This is a genomic window from Vibrio limimangrovi, from assembly GCF_054064025.1.
The window spans coordinates 373,643-388,571 of record NZ_JBSUGF010000001.1 but is presented as its reverse complement, the minus strand read 5'-3'; the positions used below and the strand labels follow the sequence as shown (position 1 = coordinate 388,571).

The 14,929-nt window shown below is 45.2% G+C and carries 12 protein-coding genes; 8 read left to right on the top strand and 4 right to left on the bottom strand.

The features are described from left to right. The first annotated feature begins 264 nt into the window (after positions 1-264). Positions 265-1,482: a sugar metabolism global transcriptional regulator Mlc gene (mlc, locus tag ACWYU8_RS01700; protein ID WP_444495284.1), complete on the top strand. Its 1,218-nt coding sequence runs from the start codon at positions 265-267 to the stop codon at positions 1,480-1,482. Between the two features lie 92 nt (positions 1,483-1,574). Here the strand turns inward: mlc and ACWYU8_RS01695 are convergent, their stop codons facing one another. The 4 genes from ACWYU8_RS01695 to ACWYU8_RS01680 all read right to left on the bottom strand — a co-directional run bounded on the left by ACWYU8_RS01695 (position 1,575) and on the right by ACWYU8_RS01680 (position 7,669). Beyond that, positions 1,575-4,649, bottom strand: a complete 3,075-nt coding sequence (locus tag ACWYU8_RS01695) for an error-prone DNA polymerase (RefSeq protein WP_457516576.1) — start codon at positions 4,647-4,649, stop codon at positions 1,575-1,577. Between the two features lie 27 nt (positions 4,650-4,676). Then, the gene (locus tag ACWYU8_RS01690) at positions 4,677-6,080 is read right to left on the bottom strand and encodes a Y-family DNA polymerase (RefSeq protein ID WP_457516574.1); all 1,404 of its coding nucleotides are present in this window, start codon (positions 6,078-6,080) and stop codon (positions 4,677-4,679) included. Between the two features lie 4 nt (positions 6,081-6,084). After that, positions 6,085-6,777 (bottom strand): translesion DNA synthesis-associated protein ImuA, encoded by a 693-nt coding sequence (gene imuA, locus ACWYU8_RS01685; protein WP_457516573.1) that lies wholly within the window; start codon positions 6,775-6,777, stop codon positions 6,085-6,087. Positions 6,778-6,922: 145 nt separating this feature from the next. After that, on the bottom strand, positions 6,923-7,669 hold the full coding sequence (locus tag ACWYU8_RS01680; protein WP_457516572.1) for a YciK family oxidoreductase: 747 nt from the start codon (positions 7,667-7,669) through the stop codon (positions 6,923-6,925). A gap of 267 nt (positions 7,670-7,936) precedes the next feature. On the opposite strand from ACWYU8_RS01680, the gene sohB reads away from it, so the two are divergent. The 7 genes from sohB to pyrF all read left to right on the top strand — a co-directional run bounded on the left by sohB (position 7,937) and on the right by pyrF (position 14,715). Further along, positions 7,937-8,998, top strand: a complete 1,062-nt coding sequence (sohB, locus tag ACWYU8_RS01675; RefSeq protein WP_457516571.1) for a protease SohB — start codon at positions 7,937-7,939, stop codon at positions 8,996-8,998. Between the two features lie 211 nt (positions 8,999-9,209). Continuing rightward, positions 9,210-9,890 carry a (d)CMP kinase gene (cmk, locus tag ACWYU8_RS01670; RefSeq protein WP_457516570.1) on the top strand — a complete coding sequence of 227 codons (681 nt, stop codon included), beginning with the start codon at positions 9,210-9,212 and terminating at the stop codon, positions 9,888-9,890. A 110-nt stretch (positions 9,891-10,000) separates the two neighbouring features. Then, positions 10,001-11,671 carry a 30S ribosomal protein S1 gene (gene rpsA, locus ACWYU8_RS01665; protein WP_457516568.1) on the top strand — a complete coding sequence of 557 codons (1,671 nt, stop codon included), beginning with the start codon at positions 10,001-10,003 and terminating at the stop codon, positions 11,669-11,671. A 214-nt stretch (positions 11,672-11,885) separates the two neighbouring features. Further along, positions 11,886-12,170 (top strand): integration host factor subunit beta, encoded by a 285-nt coding sequence (gene ihfB, locus ACWYU8_RS01660; RefSeq protein WP_444495276.1) that lies wholly within the window; start codon positions 11,886-11,888, stop codon positions 12,168-12,170. 281 nt (positions 12,171-12,451) lie between these two features. Beyond that, positions 12,452-12,751, top strand: coding sequence for a LapA family protein (locus ACWYU8_RS01655; protein ID WP_457516567.1), 300 nt, complete (start codon positions 12,452-12,454; stop codon positions 12,749-12,751). 18 nt (positions 12,752-12,769) lie between these two features. Further along, the gene (gene lapB, locus ACWYU8_RS01650) at positions 12,770-13,945 is read left to right on the top strand and encodes a lipopolysaccharide assembly protein LapB (protein WP_457516566.1); all 1,176 of its coding nucleotides are present in this window, start codon (positions 12,770-12,772) and stop codon (positions 13,943-13,945) included. Positions 13,946-14,013: 68 nt separating this feature from the next. Beyond that, on the top strand, positions 14,014-14,715 hold the full coding sequence (gene pyrF, locus ACWYU8_RS01645) for an orotidine-5'-phosphate decarboxylase (RefSeq protein WP_457516565.1): 702 nt from the start codon (positions 14,014-14,016) through the stop codon (positions 14,713-14,715). Positions 14,716-14,929: the final 214 nt, after the last annotated feature.

Sequence of the window (14,929 nt, the reverse complement as noted above, 5' to 3'; positions counted from 1 at the left end):
TGATCCACTTAGATATAAATCTAAGCCCATATCTCAGCCCAACATAGCCGCGTGCCAGAGATTGTCTCAAGTTTTACCCCTAATTCGGCAAATGAAATAAGTTACTTTTCACACAATTTAGCAGCTGTAGATTCTTAGTTATTTGATTGAATACACAAACATACAGGTTTATGCGTGATGCTTGTCACGGGGATTTATTAATTCACTTCACAATTACTTCGCAAAGTAAAAAAATTGTCGGGTTATAGAATTTTGGAGTGCAAGATGTACATGGCTCAACCAGGCCATATTGATCATATCAAACAGGTCAATGCTGGTCGTGTATATAAATTAATTGACTTAAAGGGTCCAATATCTCGAATTGATTTATCAAAGCAAAGCGAGCTTGCGCCTGCGAGTATCACCAAAATCACTCGAGAATTAATTGAAGCACACCTGATTCATGAAACCACAGTTCAAGAAGCAACGAGCCGTGGTCGTCCGGCAGTGGGATTACAAGTCAACAATGAAGGTTGGCAATTTCTGTCGATGCGTTTGGGGCGAGGCTATCTGACGATTGCGCTCCACGAACTTGGCGGTGATGTGTTGATCGATACCAAAATCGAAATTCACGAACTTGACCAAGATGATGTGCTCGAACGTTTACTCTATGAGATCGATGAATTTTTCCAAACCTACGCCGATCAACTGGGTCGTGTTACGAGTATCGCGATTACACTTCCCGGTCTTGTCAATTCAGAGCAAGGCATAGTGTTGCAAATGCCGCACTACAATGTCGAAAATCTCGCGTTGGGGCCAGAAATATACAAAGCCACAGGTTTACCAGTATTTGTTGCCAACGACACACGAGCTTGGGCACTAGCGGAAAAACTGTTCGGTCACTCAAAAGAGAATGAAAACTCCGTTCTTATTTCTATTCACCATGGATTAGGTGCCGGTATTATTCTGGATGGTCGTGTTCTACTTGGTCGCCACGGTAACATTGGTGAATTGGGCCACATACAGATCGATCCAAATGGAAAACGTTGCCATTGTGGTAATATCGGCTGTTTAGAAACGGTTGCGAGTTCACAGGCTATTCGTGAAGAAGTGGTGATGCGTATTGCTAATGGCGAGGAATCAAGTCTTGCCGAACAAGAAGAAATGACCATCGAAAGCATTTGTGAAGCGGCGGCTAACGGTGATCCTCTTGCGGTTGATGTGATCGAAAAACTGGGAGGCTATCTGGGTGCTGCAATTGCGATTGTGATTAACCTTTTTAACCCTGAAAAGGTGTTGATTGGTGGCGTTATCAATCAGGCAAAAGATGTGCTCTATCCAGCGATTCGTCGTTGTATTGAAGAGCAGAGCCTGCCAGTTTATCACCAGGACCTGGAGCTGGTGGAGTCACGTTTCTACAAGCAGGCGACAATGCCAGGTGCTGCGCTGGTAAAACAAGCGTTGTACGATGGGCAATTGTTGATGAAAGTAGTAGAGGGTTAATCTCCCACTCTGACTTTATATTCGATATATCAAGGGATGAAACTTGAGTTCTCATCCCTTTTTATTATCTGCCTGGCTCCAACGCTAGTGAACTAGTGAAAGTCGCGTGATTTGCTCTGTAACTCCGCTAAGTGATGAGTGCAGTCGATCAGTTTACCTGCAATTACGTGCGTGACTTCTCCCTCTTTCTCCAAAATTCCTTTTACCATCATTACCTTTGACGTGAGATAAGCTTGCTTTTGTGCACGAGCGGTAGCGCTCCAAACGACGACATTAATGTTCCCCGTATCGTCTTCTAAAGTGATAAAGGTCACACCCGCAGCGGTTCCGGGAGATTGTCGTCCGGCCACGAGACCCACAACGGTTACCAGTGATTTATGCGGTTTCTCGACGAGCTGTTCCATACGGGTAAAGCGAGGTAGCTTGCCTGCTTGTTCCAGCAAGGTAACAGGGTGACGATTAAGAGAAAGCCCCGTACTGGCATAATCTTCAATCAGATTCTCATACTCGGATGGCTGTGTTTGATAGCCTGAAACAGGCTCTTGCACATCATGAAACAAAGGTAGATCCGACAGCGAGTCCATGACTGCCCAACGAGCACTATAGCGATTTCCTGATAATATCTGGAAAGCGTTCGCGGATGCTAACAGTTCGATATCACGACGGTTTCTCAAGATTTGTTTTACTTCCTGAATTGAACGATAACCCTTGTTAGGACGATGTTTAACGAGTCGGGTTGCGCTCTCTTTATTGAAACCTTTTACTAGGCGAAAGCCAAGTTGCACACCCAGACGACCGTTTGGTCGCTTAGTTAAGTGATGCTGATAGAGCGAATGATTGACACATACCGGCAAAACTTCAATGCCGTGACGACGAGCATCCTGCACCAGTTGCGAAGGGCTGTAAAAACCCATTGGCTGGCTATTCAGTAGCGCGGTATAAAACTCGGCGGGGTAGTAGTATTTCAGCCAAGACGAACAATACGCCAGCACCGCAAATGAAGCCGAATGACTTTCGGGAAAACCGTATTCTCCAAAGCCGCAAATTTGCTCGAAGATGCGCTCAGCAAACGTTAAATCGTAACCTCGCTCGCGCATACCATCGATCAGCTTAGGTTTAAATTTGACAAGATCACCGTTCTTTTTCCAGGCTGCCATCGCACGACGTAGTTGATCCGCTTCACCGCCACTGAAACCGGCTGCGACCATCGCCAGTTTGATCACCTGCTCCTGAAAAATCGGTACACCCATGGTCCGTGCTAACACACTTTCCACTTCTTTTGATGGGTAGCTCACAGGCTCTTCTTTATTGCGTCTTTTAAGAAATGGGTGAACCATATCGCCTTGAATTGGCCCCGGGCGCACAATCGCTATTTGGATCACCAAGTCGTAATAACAGGCGGGTTTCAAGCGAGGAAGCATACTCATTTGTGCTCTGGATTCGATTTGAAAGACGCCAACAGTATCCGCTTTTTGGATCATGCGATACACATCAGGATCATCCTGAAGTCGGGTGATCTCTGCAATGGAAAGCGAACACTGGTGGTGTTTTTCGACCAGTTGGAAGCACTTTCTGATCGCATTCAACATGCCTAATGCGAGCACATCGACTTTGAGTAGTTTTAAGCTTTCTAAATCGTCTTTATCCCATTGAATAATAGTGCGATCTTCCATCGCTGCGTTTTCTACCGGAACTAACTCGTATAACGGTCCGGACGAAATCACGAAGCCACCCACGTGTTGAGACAGATGACGAGGAAAACCGATGATCTCGTTCACCAGTTGAATAAATTGCTGCCCCTTGAGCGACTCCGGGTGTAATCCGAGCTCAACAATCTGCGCTTGCCAGCCTTGGCTACGATCACGGCGATTCACGTTCTTAATGAAAAAGTTGAGCTGGGTTTCTTCTATTCCCAGAGCTTTACCTACTTCTCTGACTGCGCTTTTAAAGCGATAGCTGATCACGGTTGCTGCCAGAGCCGCTCGCTCTCTACCGTATTTTTTGTAGATGTATTGAATGACTTCTTCGCGACGTTCATGCTCAAAGTCGACATCAATATCCGGTGGCTCATCTCGCTCTTTACTTATAAATCTTTCGAACAGCACAGCAATTTGCCTTGGGTCAACCGAGGTGATTTCCAGGCAATAACACACCACAGAGTTCGCTGCAGAGCCTCGTCCCTGATAGAGAATGCCTTGCTTTTTCGCGAACATCACAATGTCGTGAATGGTTAAGAAGTAATAGTGGTATTTCAGATCTTTAATTAACGCGAGTTCATTCTCGATCGTTTTCTGAATGTCTTCTGGTACGCCATCAGGAAAACGTCTTTTTTTCCCGCATTCGACTAACATTCGCAGATAAGAGTCTGGTGTGTAGCCATCAGGAATTAATTCGGCAGGGTACTCGTATTTAAGCTCGCTCAGATTGAATTCACACAAATCAGCAATGTGTTTGCTCTCGGCAAGCCAATCCGGTTTGTAGACTCGGGAAAGTTTGTTGAGTGGTCGCAAAGCTCGTTCAGCATTGGTAATTCGTTCCAACCCTAGTTTGTCGACACTACAGCCGTGTTTCACTGCGGTTAGCACGTGTTGTAAGGGTAGACGTTCAACCGAATGCATCAGCACGCCGCCACACGCGGTAATAGGTAGTTCAAACTCATGGGCGAGTTTTTCACAATGGTGAGTATATGCCGCATCATCACCACTAAGGTGACGCTGGATTGCGATCCACAAACGGTTTGCATGACGTTGCTTTAACCAACGCCCCCAGTAATAGTCGCTGCTTTGATGAGTCGGTAACCACAGCACAAAGCAATGTTGAATCGACATCAAATCCCATTCAGAGAGTTGATAACTTCCTTTTTCACTGCGTCGTCTTGCGTTAGTGATGATACGGCACAGCTCTGCATAGGCTTGGCGACATGGACACAGTAAAACCACCTGGCATTCATCATTGAGCCAAAACATGCTGCCAATGATTTGTTTGATGTCGAGCTTATGTTGTTTGATCGTGGCGTACGCTTTTACTACGCCAGCGACGGAACATTCATCAGTGATCGCAATGGCCTGATAGCGATAAAAGGCTGCTTGCAGCACCAGCTCTTCTGCATGAGAAGCACCCGTAAGAAAAGAAAAATTGGACTGACAAAACAGTTCTGAGTAATTCATAACGACTTAACAAAAATAGCTATCGACTTAACAAAAAAATCCATGAAGAAACCAATGCTTATGCTGATCGCGAAACACCCATAACCAGCGACCTTGTCTGGTGTGCGCAATGTAGTAATCGCGCATGATCTCATCGCCATCCCACCACCCTGAAACAATTCGCTCAGGTCCATGCACCAGTGACACCTGCTCCTGGAGAGGTATCGGTGTGGGTAATTGCATCGCCGGACGCAGCAATTGCGGAGTGGAAGTAATCGTGACATCAGGTTCATCGGCCGGGCGATACTGGCAGGCTTTCTCTGGCCTTGGGTCACAAGCAATCTCTGGTTTGAGTACAGCACGTTTACCTAGTTTGGCCTGCAGTAAAGAGAGCAGCTCTAAGTTATTCATCTGGCCTTGCTGCCCGGCAAAGAGGTCACAAGCACTGCTGATAGGCTCGCCCTGACGAATCACCTGTAAAGTCAAACCAATCACAGGGCCATTGAGTGTCAGGGATTCCAGACTCAAACTGGCGAGTTGCAGCCAGCGTTGGGATAAGTAATCACCTTGCGCTGAAGTGAGTGGAAGGTACTGCTGTTGTTTATCCCGCTGGTGTAGCGTTAAGCAGAGTTCGAACGCGACTTTGTCTCTCAGCTTGAGAAAGGTTTCGAGTTGTCTCAGTAGCTTGGTTAAAGGTTTTTCAATCCACTGGACATTTTCGATCTCAAATAACAGCTCCAGATACACCTGGAATGATTCAGTTGGGTGATAAAAGTCGACAGGATGTTTAAATTGACCAGTCAGTCGGCCCACGTAGTTCACTAAATCAATATCAAAACGGCGAGCGATGTCTTGCAGCGGCAATTCAAGCAAGTCTTGTAATGTATTTACGCCGACACGCTGCAACTTATCAACCGTCACCGCAGATAAATCAGTTAGTGTCAGCGGCACAAGGTTGAGAGATTGCTGGATGAATTCACGGTTCTCGCTTAGTTGGTTATTCCCGGACAGCGCCATCAGCTTGGCAGCGAATGGTGAAAACCCACAGCCAAACTGAAAAGTCAGTTTTAAAGTGGTTAAGTGAGAGGTGATTTTGCGCCAGTAGTTTTGCAGCCCTTCATATAGACTGAGCATTGGCGTTACGCGTAGCAGGATCCCTTTATTGGGCATCAGTACCACATCAGATGTGATCAGATACAGCCACTGGGCAATCTCCTGCAGCTTATTCAGTTCGGTTTGCGGATGGTAAGGATGCACTTGTAAGTCACGACACAAAGACGCGGCACTCCCAAGCCCCATATCAGGTTTAATTCCTTGCTGCTGCGCAATGTCATTGTATTGAATGATGCGGCCTCGTTGGCTTTCGACAATCACCATTGGCTGCTCTTGGTTGTCAGCAAATAATGCGTCCAGTTGCAAGCTAGGGAAGTGCAAATAAATCCATAATGACATGCGCTTAACCTTGATTGGCTAGAGGGAAATGTACCACCGTCGACGGAGTATGACTCTTAGCTGGCACCACCAGTTGCGGATAATGATGTTGGAAGTTTATGTCTACCTGACCTTTGATCCAGCCACCTTTGCGCTTTAATACCTCAACGCTGACACCTTGCTCGTGGCCTTGAACTTTGAGGCTGAGTGATACAGGCAGAGACAGGCGGTTTGTCATGCTCGGCTTTAACATAAACAGAGGGCAAGCCCCTTGCTCACTGGCGACTTGCAGACGTTTGACCTGATGGATCTCCAGTTCCTCTTGCCACAGCAAAACATTGGTGCACGCGCCACTCTTCAGGCACTGCTCCGTTGCCCAGAGAGCGTCGCGCTGGTGGCCAGGTGTGACGACCCAGACTTGATTAATATCCAAACCAATGCTGTGCAGGAAGAGTGAATTCACCAGGGCTGGTGGCTGAATAAACGTAGTGACGCCTCTGGCCATAGAGGATTTCAAATAAGGTGCTAACAGACGCAATTCACCAATGCTGCCTACGGATTCCATCTCGACTACCCCATGAGGTGGAAAACCACCACCAAGCAGGGTGTCCAGCTCAGGAAAGCCAGAGCTGTTGAGGAATGGATGTGAGTCCGCTTCAGTTAAATTTGCTTGCCAAACAAGGTGTTGGCTCTTTAAGTGCTGAATAATATCTTGCATAGCTAGGTCAGTAGAACTTAATTGACTGTATATATATACAGTATATTTCTATGGCGGAAAGTCGCAAGATTTTTGTGGAGAGAAAAATGAAAAAGGCAGCGTTTGCTGCCTTTTCAATCGGTTATGTGAAGGAGTTCGAACGGAATTACTTACGCTTCGGCTGTGCATCAATACACTGACCATTCACATCGGTCACACTTGGATCCATTAGATGCAGGTACAGTGGCATCAGGTCTTGTGGTGTTTTTAGCTGGTTTGCATCTTCACCTGGGTACGCTTTTTCACGCATGCGCGTACGTGTAGCACCCGGGTTGATAGCGTTAACACGGATTGGTGTATCACTGAGCTCATCCGCAAGGACCTGCATCATACCCTCTACTGCGAATTTCGAGATTGCATATGGACCCCAGAAAGCACGACCAGAGTGACCAACAGTAGAAGACGTAAAGATAATACGACCCGCTTCAGACTTGCGCATCACAGGTAGTAAAGCCTGGGTCATCAGAACCTCTGCCTTTACGTTGATCTGCATGATGTCGTCGAAGTCATCTTCCTTGATTTGTTCGAATGGGCAAAGTGTGCTCAGAACACCAGCGTTGTGCAGCAGGCCATCGAGGCGACCAAATTGGCCTTCAATGGTCTCCGCCATATCAATGTAGTTCTGTTTTGTTGCCCCTTTTAGATCCAGAGGAATAATGGCGGCTTGTGGGTAACCAGCAGCTTCGATTTCATCGTAAATGGATTCAAGATTTTGAACGTTTCTGCCCAATAAAATCACTGTTGCACCGTGCTTTGCGTATGCAAGTGCGGCTTGACGGCCAATACCATTACCTGCACCGGTAACAAGAATTACTTTATCTTTTAGGGCATCTGCTGAAACGGAGTAGTCCACGGTGTTTAATCCTTATTATTGTAAGAGGGTCCATGATAGTTAATTGACGCTAAAATACGCCGATTTATCAATGGAAAATCTTGGTAATCGTGACAAGATGGTTACAATACACCAATTCATGTGTTATACCAATTCCAGAACTATCGTTAGGTATGTTATCTGAATGCAATCAATCAGCACTAGTGGTTACACACTTCGTTAGTCTCTAACTGATTTTCTACGCACCATACCTGACACACATGCTGGAGTGAGATAAAGGAGCTCTCATTGGAATTTATATTAGATTACGGTCTGTTCTTGGCCAAGATTGTCACAGTCGTTGCTGCTATCGTTGTCCTGATTATTCTTGTTAAATCGGCGGGTGGGAAATCTGGTGCAGCTAAAGGCGAACTCGAGATCACCAACCTTTCAGAACAGCATAAACAGTCTGTTGAGCAACTAGAACATCACTTACATGACGAGGCTTTTATCAAAGCCCGTGATAAAGCAGTGAAGAAAGAAGAAAAAGAAAAGAACAAATCCCGCGAGAAAGAAATCAAACAAGCGAGCAAAGAAGGGGCGTTAGACAGCAAGCGCGAACCACATCTGTTCGTTCTGGACTTCCATGGCAGCATCGATGCAAAAGAAGTGAACTCACTGCGTGAAGAGATCACCGCTATTCTTGCGGTTGCGCGTGAAGGAGATGACGTTCTCCTGCGTTTAGAGTCTGGTGGCGGCATGGTTCATGGTTACGGTTTGGCGTCTTCACAACTTGATCGCATTAAAGCGGCGGGTTTGCCATTAACGATTGCCGTGGACAAAGTGGCTGCCAGTGGTGGTTACATGATGGCATGTGTCGCCGATAAAATTGTTTCCGCGCCATTTGCCATTGTCGGCTCGATTGGTGTAATCGCTCAAATACCTAACTTTAATAAATTATTGAAGAAGCATGATATTGAGTACGAACAACTGACTGCCGGTGAGTACAAGCGTACGCTGACCATGTTTGGTGAAAACACCGATAAAGCACGTGACAAGTTCAAGCAAGAACTGGAAGAAACTCACGTATTGTTCAAAGATTTTATTCGTGAGCGTCGCCCAAGCTTAGAGTTGGAAAAAGTGGCAACGGGTGAACACTGGTTTGGCACCCAAGCCAAAGAGCGTGGTTTAGTTGATGAAATCAGTACGTCTGATGATCTGATTGTGGCGGCATGTAAAGATAAAACGGTATTGGCGGTTCATTACGTACAGAAGAAAAAACTGGCAGACAAGCTGGTTGGCGTTGCCGGAAAAATCGCAGACAGTGTGATTTTAAAGCTGGCTGAACGTGGTCAAAAACCGATCGTATAATCACTAAGTGTGGTATTCAATGTGAACATGGCGAGGGTGAAAGCTCTCGCCATTTTTATTTGCATTGTAAAATTCTTTTATAAATCAAGTTGCTTATGTGGTGTGATGCATTGCATGACATTTTTCCTCGCCCGAAAGGGCAATTTCCCGTATAATGCGCGCCTCGAAAACCGAGCAAATTGTTAAAAAGAAATAATAGGTGGAGAAGAACATGTCCTCTCAAACTCCGGTTGTAACCGTAGATGGACCTAGTGGTGCAGGTAAAGGCACTCTGTGTATGTTGCTGGCGAAAAAGTTGGGTTTCCAACTCTTAGACTCTGGCGCGATTTATCGAGTACTTGCACTCGCTGCTATTCACCATGGCGTTGATACTGAGTCTGAAGATGCGCTTGTCCCACTGGCTACACACCTAGATGTGCAATTTATCGCGGAAGGTGACCTGGTTAAGGTTATTCTTGAAGGCGAAGATGTCTCTGGTGAGCTTCGTAAGGAAGAAACAGGGATGGCTGCATCTAAAGTTGCTGCTCTGCCGCGTGTTCGTGAAGCGTTATTACGTCGTCAGCGTGCATTTGAAGCCGCTCCGGGTCTGGTTGCTGATGGCCGTGATATGGGAACCGTTGTATTCCAGCATGCACAAGCGAAAATTTTCCTTGATGCGAGCGCTGAAGAACGTGCAAATAGACGCCTTAAACAGTTGCAAGGTAAAGGGTTAGATGTTAGATTTGCTGACCTTTTAAGCGAGATCCAAGAGCGTGACGACCGAGATCGTAACCGCCCAGTGGCACCATTACGCCCTGCAGAGGATGCGCTTGTGCTAGATTCTACATCGATGACTATCGACGAAGTGGTAGAAAAGGCACTACAATATATCGAATCGAAGCTAGCTGAGTGATGATGCTCATCTAAGCTAAGAGCGTTGGTCGCAAGGATGATGACCGGCGAATTTAATAACCCCATGTGGTAGGACACCCGTGGACGTTTAATTTATTGAAGATTAAATAAATGACTGAATCTTTTGCTCAACTCTTTGAAGAGTTTCTAAACGAAACAGAATTCCAACAAGGCAGCATCGTTAAAGGTACTGTAGTAGCTATCGAGAACGGTTTCGTTCTTGTTGACGCTGGTCTTAAGTCTGAATCTGCTATCCCTGCTGAACAGTTCAAGAACGCTGCTGGCGAACTTGAAGTTGAAGTTGGTGCTGAAGTAGACGTAGCTCTAGACGCTGTTGAAGATGGTTTCGGTGAAACTCAACTTTCTCGTGAGAAAGCTAAGCGTCACGAAGCTTGGATCGTACTTGAGAAAGCTTACGAAGAAGCTGAAACTGTTGTTGGTATCATCAACGGTAAAGTTAAAGGCGGTTTCACTGTTGAACTAAACGGTATCCGTGCTTTCCTTCCTGGCTCTCTAGTAGACGTACGCCCAATCCGCGACACTGCTCACCTAGAAAACAAAGAGCTAGAGTTCAAAGTTATCAAACTTGACCAAAAACGTAACAACGTAGTTGTTTCACGTCGTGCAGTTATCGAATCTGAGAACAGCGTTGAACGTGACGAGCTTCTAGAAACTCTACAAGAAGGTTCTGAAGTTAAAGGTATCGTTAAGAACCTTACTGACTACGGTGCGTTCGTTGACCTAGGTGGCGTTGACGGTCTTCTACATATCACTGATATGGCTTGGAAGCGCGTTAAGCACCCATCAGAAATCGTTAACGTTGGTGACGAGATCCAAGTTAAAGTTCTTAAGTTCGATCGTGAGCGTACTCGCGTATCACTAGGTCTTAAGCAACTAGGCGAAGATCCATGGGTAGCAATCGCTAAGCGTTACCCAGAAGGTCACAAACTATCAGGTCGCGTAACTAACCTAACTGACTACGGCTGCTTCGTTGAAATCGAAGAAGGCGTTGAAGGTCTAGTTCACGTTTCAGAAATGGATTGGACTAACAAGAACATCCACCCATCTAAAGTTGTTAATGTTGGCGACGAAGTTGAGGTTATGGTTCTTGAAATCGACGAAGAGCGTCGTCGTATCTCTCTAGGTCTGAAACAGTGTAAAGCTAACCCATGGCAGTCATTCGCTGAAGCACAAGCTAAAGGCGACAAAGTTACTGGTAAGATCAAGTCAATCACTGACTTCGGTATCTTTATCGGTCTAGAAGGCGGCATCGACGGTCTAGTTCACCTATCTGACATTTCTTGGAATGTTGCTGGCGAAGAAGCTGTACGCGAGTACAAGAAAGGCGACGAGATCTCTGCAGTTGTTCTAGCAGTAGACGCAGAGCGTGAGCGTATCTCTCTAGGCGTTAAGCAAATGGAAAACGACCCATTCAATGCTTACGTTGCAGACAACAAGAAAGGTATTCTAGTTAACGCTACTGTAACTGCAGTTGACGCTAAAGGTGCTACTGTTGAAATCGCAGAAGGCGTTGAAGGTTACATCCGTGCTTCTGAAGTATCTCGCGATCGCGTAGAAGATGCTTCTCTAATCCTAAGCGCTGGTGATGTTGTTGAAGCTAAGTTCACAGGTGTAGACCGTAAGAACCGCGTAATCAACCTATCTATCAAAGCTAAAGACGAAGCTGACGAGCAAGAAGCAATGGCATCTATCAACAAGCAAGATGACAATGCATTCGGTAACGCAATGGCTGACGCTTTCAAAGCAGCTAAAGGCGAATAATATACTCGCTTAAGCAAAAAAGGAGCCGCAAGGCTCCTTTTTTATGTTTATCGTAATAAAAGTAGTAATACTAATACCAGTAAACTATCTTAATAAAAGACATTTCTTCATTGCATATTTTTGCGTAAAAATTGTCTAGAATTACTAGCAAGTGTTTGTTGGAATTAGTATTACTTACTATAATGAGTGATAAAGATACTCAAAGAGGGCAACTATGACTAAGTCTGAACTGATTGAAAGACTCTGCGCTGAGCAAACACATTTATCAGCGAAAGAGGTAGAAGATGCTGTAAAAGATATTTTAGAGCATATGGCCTCTACACTAGAGAGTGGTGACCGTATTGAGATCCGCGGCTTTGGTAGTTTTTCTCTTCATTACCGCGAACCTCGCGTAGGTCGTAATCCTAAAACGGGTGACAAAGTGGAATTAGAAGGTAAATTCGTCCCACATTTTAAACCTGGCAAAGAACTTCGTGAGCGCGTAAATCTTGGTATTTAACGCTCTCTTATTAGTTTGAAAAAGCGGCATACTTTTGTGTATGCCGCTTTTTTATCATATATCCCAGTAAAATGAATATCCGGGCATCCTTACCGAGTTAAGTTCCTGAACCCAGAGAGATATGGTTTTGAAGAAGTCGGTAGGGTAGATTACTTCAAAAGTGTGTCCATAAACCTGACATCTTGAGGTTACTTGGGTATAGATTATTGCTAATATACGTGGTCTGAAGAAACATTTTACTGCATAATCTGACCGATTTACTCCTCTAAGGGTGATGTAACATGAAAATTATAAAAATCGCTGCTGTATTTGCTCTCTTTTTAATTGCGCTAGCTCTGGGCTCACAAAACCAAGAGGTTGTGACCTTTAATTATCTTTTAGCAAAAGGAGAGTTTCATTTATCAACGCTATTAGGCGTGGTATTTGTTGCTGGTTTTGCTCTGGCATGGTTTATCTTTGCCAGCATCCAATTTAAGACTCAACTTCAAGTTCGACGTCTGAAAAAGAAACTGAAAAAGTACGAGCCAGTGAAAGCAGAGGCCACTGCACCTGCTAAACCTGCTATCGACAAACAGGCATAAGGATAAGGCTTCACTTTAATGCTTGAATTACTCTTCTTGTTATTGCCTATAGCTGCTGCGTATGGTTGGTACATGGGGCATCGCAGCGCTCAACAAGACAAGCAGAAGCAATCACATCAAATTTCCCGTCAATACATGACGGGTCTTAACTTGCTGCTCTCTGATCAATCAGATAAAGCGGTCGATCACTTTATAGAATTGCTCCAGGTTGATAACGAAACCATAGATACGCACCTCGCTCTGGGTAATCTATTTCGTTCCCGTGGGGAAGTAGACCGCGCAATTCGCATTCACCAGAATCTTATTTCTCGTTCAGGTCTGACTCTGGATCAGAAAAATCTTGCACTTCAGCAGCTTGCTAAAGATTACATGGTTTCTGGCTTTTTAGACCGTGCAGAAAAGATATTTGAGCAATTAGTGGAAGAGCCTGATCATCGAGAGGGGGCGCTTCAACAGCTCGTGACAATTTACCAGCAAACTCGCGAATGGGAAAAAGCCATTCACTACGCGAATCAGTTGGCTAAAGTGAGTAATAAGCGTTCACGAATGCGTACCAACATCGCACATTTCTGGTGTGAAATTGCCATGCTAGATCAATCTGATGGCAATAAGAGCAAAGCGGTTCAGCACTTTAAAAAAGCACTCTCTGAAGACCCTAAATGCGTTCGTGCCAGCATTGCGTTGGGGCGTATTTACTTAGAGTCTGAAGATTATAAACAGACCATCAAATACTTAACTTCAATCTTGGATCAAGACAAAGATTTTATCAGTGATGTCTTGCCTACAATTGCAGAATGCTACCATCACTTAGGGCAAGAAGATGAGCTGGTAGAGTTTCTTCGTGCTTGTATCGATAAGAAAGCAGGGGTCTCTGCTGAATTAATGTTGGCACAACTGGTCGCTCATCACGAGAGTGTGGGCGCTGCACAGGAATTGCTGACGAAACAGCTTTTGAAAAATCCAACCATGAAAGGCTTCTACCGTTTGATTGATTATCATATTGCTGAAGCTGAAGAGGGGCGTGCAAAAGACAGTCTCTCAACATTGCAAGCCATGGTTGGTGAACAGTTAAAAGTGAAACCGCATTATCGATGCCGAAAGTGTGGTTTTTCTACCCATTCCCTTTATTGGCATTGCCCATCTTGTAAGGGATGGGGGACGATCAAACCAATCCGAGGGTTGGATGGTGAATAGTTTTAATGCAGCTGACAGGTTTTCTGTCCGCTGCATTTTTTAGAAAAAAGAAAATGTTAGGAGATGAAATGATCGACCAAAAAGTTATTGTCGCACTGGATTATGATAACCAAGCGGATGCGCTTGCGTTTGTAGATCGTATTGATCCTGCGTCATGCCGTTTGAAAGTCGGTAAAGAGATGTTTACTCTATTTGGTCCTGATTTCGTACGTGAGCTACACAAACGTGGCTTCTCTGTATTTTTGGATTTGAAATTTCATGATATTCCAAACACATGTTCAAAAGCTGTGCGTGCAGCCGCTGAACTGGGTGTTTGGATGGTGAATGTTCATGCGAGCGGTGGTGAACGCATGATGACAGCGTCACGTGAGATTCTTGAACCGTATGGTAAAGATCGTCCACTGCTGATTGGTGTCACCGTACTCACCAGTATGGAACAAAGTGATTTGGCCGGTATTGGTTTGAATGTCGCGCCTCAGGAGCAAGTGATCCGCCTTGCGACGTTAACGAAAAACGCTGGTCTTGATGGCGTGGTATGTTCAGCGCAAGAAGCGTCATTATTGAAAGGCGAGCTGGGAAAAGAGTTTAAGCTGGTGACACCAGGTATTCGTCCTGCTGGCTCAGAGCAAGGTGACCAACGTCGTATTATGACGCCAGTTGACGCCATTCAAGCTGGCTCTGATTACCTTGTGATTGGTCGCCCGATCACTCAGGCGGAAAATCCTGCGGCTGTATTGAAGTCAATCAACGACAGTTTGGCGAACATGTAATTCTCATATCGAGTCATGGAAAAGGCGAAGCGTTAGTGCTTCGCCTTTTTACGTTTCAGGGTGACTAAAAGAGTAGGTTTAATGCTCTACGGTTAATCGACTTTGGTGTAGGGCATAACACTATATCGGTCACAATTTCACAACATAACGAGCTATGATAAACAGAAAATGCAAGCATGTGTAATTGATGGGTTGCGTTACAAATTAGTTACTA

Coding starts and splice junctions, on each gene's coding strand:
- ACWYU8_RS01690 (WP_457516574.1), bottom strand. CDS start 6,080: ATGTCATTATGGATTTATTTGCACTTCCCTAGCTTGCAACTGGACGCA.
- ihfB (WP_444495276.1), top strand. CDS start 11,886: ATGACTAAGTCTGAACTGATTGAAAGACTCTGCGCTGAGCAAACACAT.
- lapB (WP_457516566.1), top strand. CDS start 12,770: ATGCTTGAATTACTCTTCTTGTTATTGCCTATAGCTGCTGCGTATGGT.
- mlc (WP_444495284.1), top strand. CDS start 265: ATGTACATGGCTCAACCAGGCCATATTGATCATATCAAACAGGTCAAT.
- imuA (WP_457516573.1), bottom strand. CDS start 6,777: ATGCAAGATATTATTCAGCACTTAAAGAGCCAACACCTTGTTTGGCAA.
- cmk (WP_457516570.1), top strand. CDS start 9,210: ATGTCCTCTCAAACTCCGGTTGTAACCGTAGATGGACCTAGTGGTGCA.
- ACWYU8_RS01655 (WP_457516567.1), top strand. CDS start 12,452: ATGAAAATTATAAAAATCGCTGCTGTATTTGCTCTCTTTTTAATTGCG.
- pyrF (WP_457516565.1), top strand. CDS start 14,014: ATGATCGACCAAAAAGTTATTGTCGCACTGGATTATGATAACCAAGCG.
- ACWYU8_RS01695 (WP_457516576.1), bottom strand. CDS start 4,649: ATGAATTACTCAGAACTGTTTTGTCAGTCCAATTTTTCTTTTCTTACG.
- rpsA (WP_457516568.1), top strand. CDS start 10,001: ATGACTGAATCTTTTGCTCAACTCTTTGAAGAGTTTCTAAACGAAACA.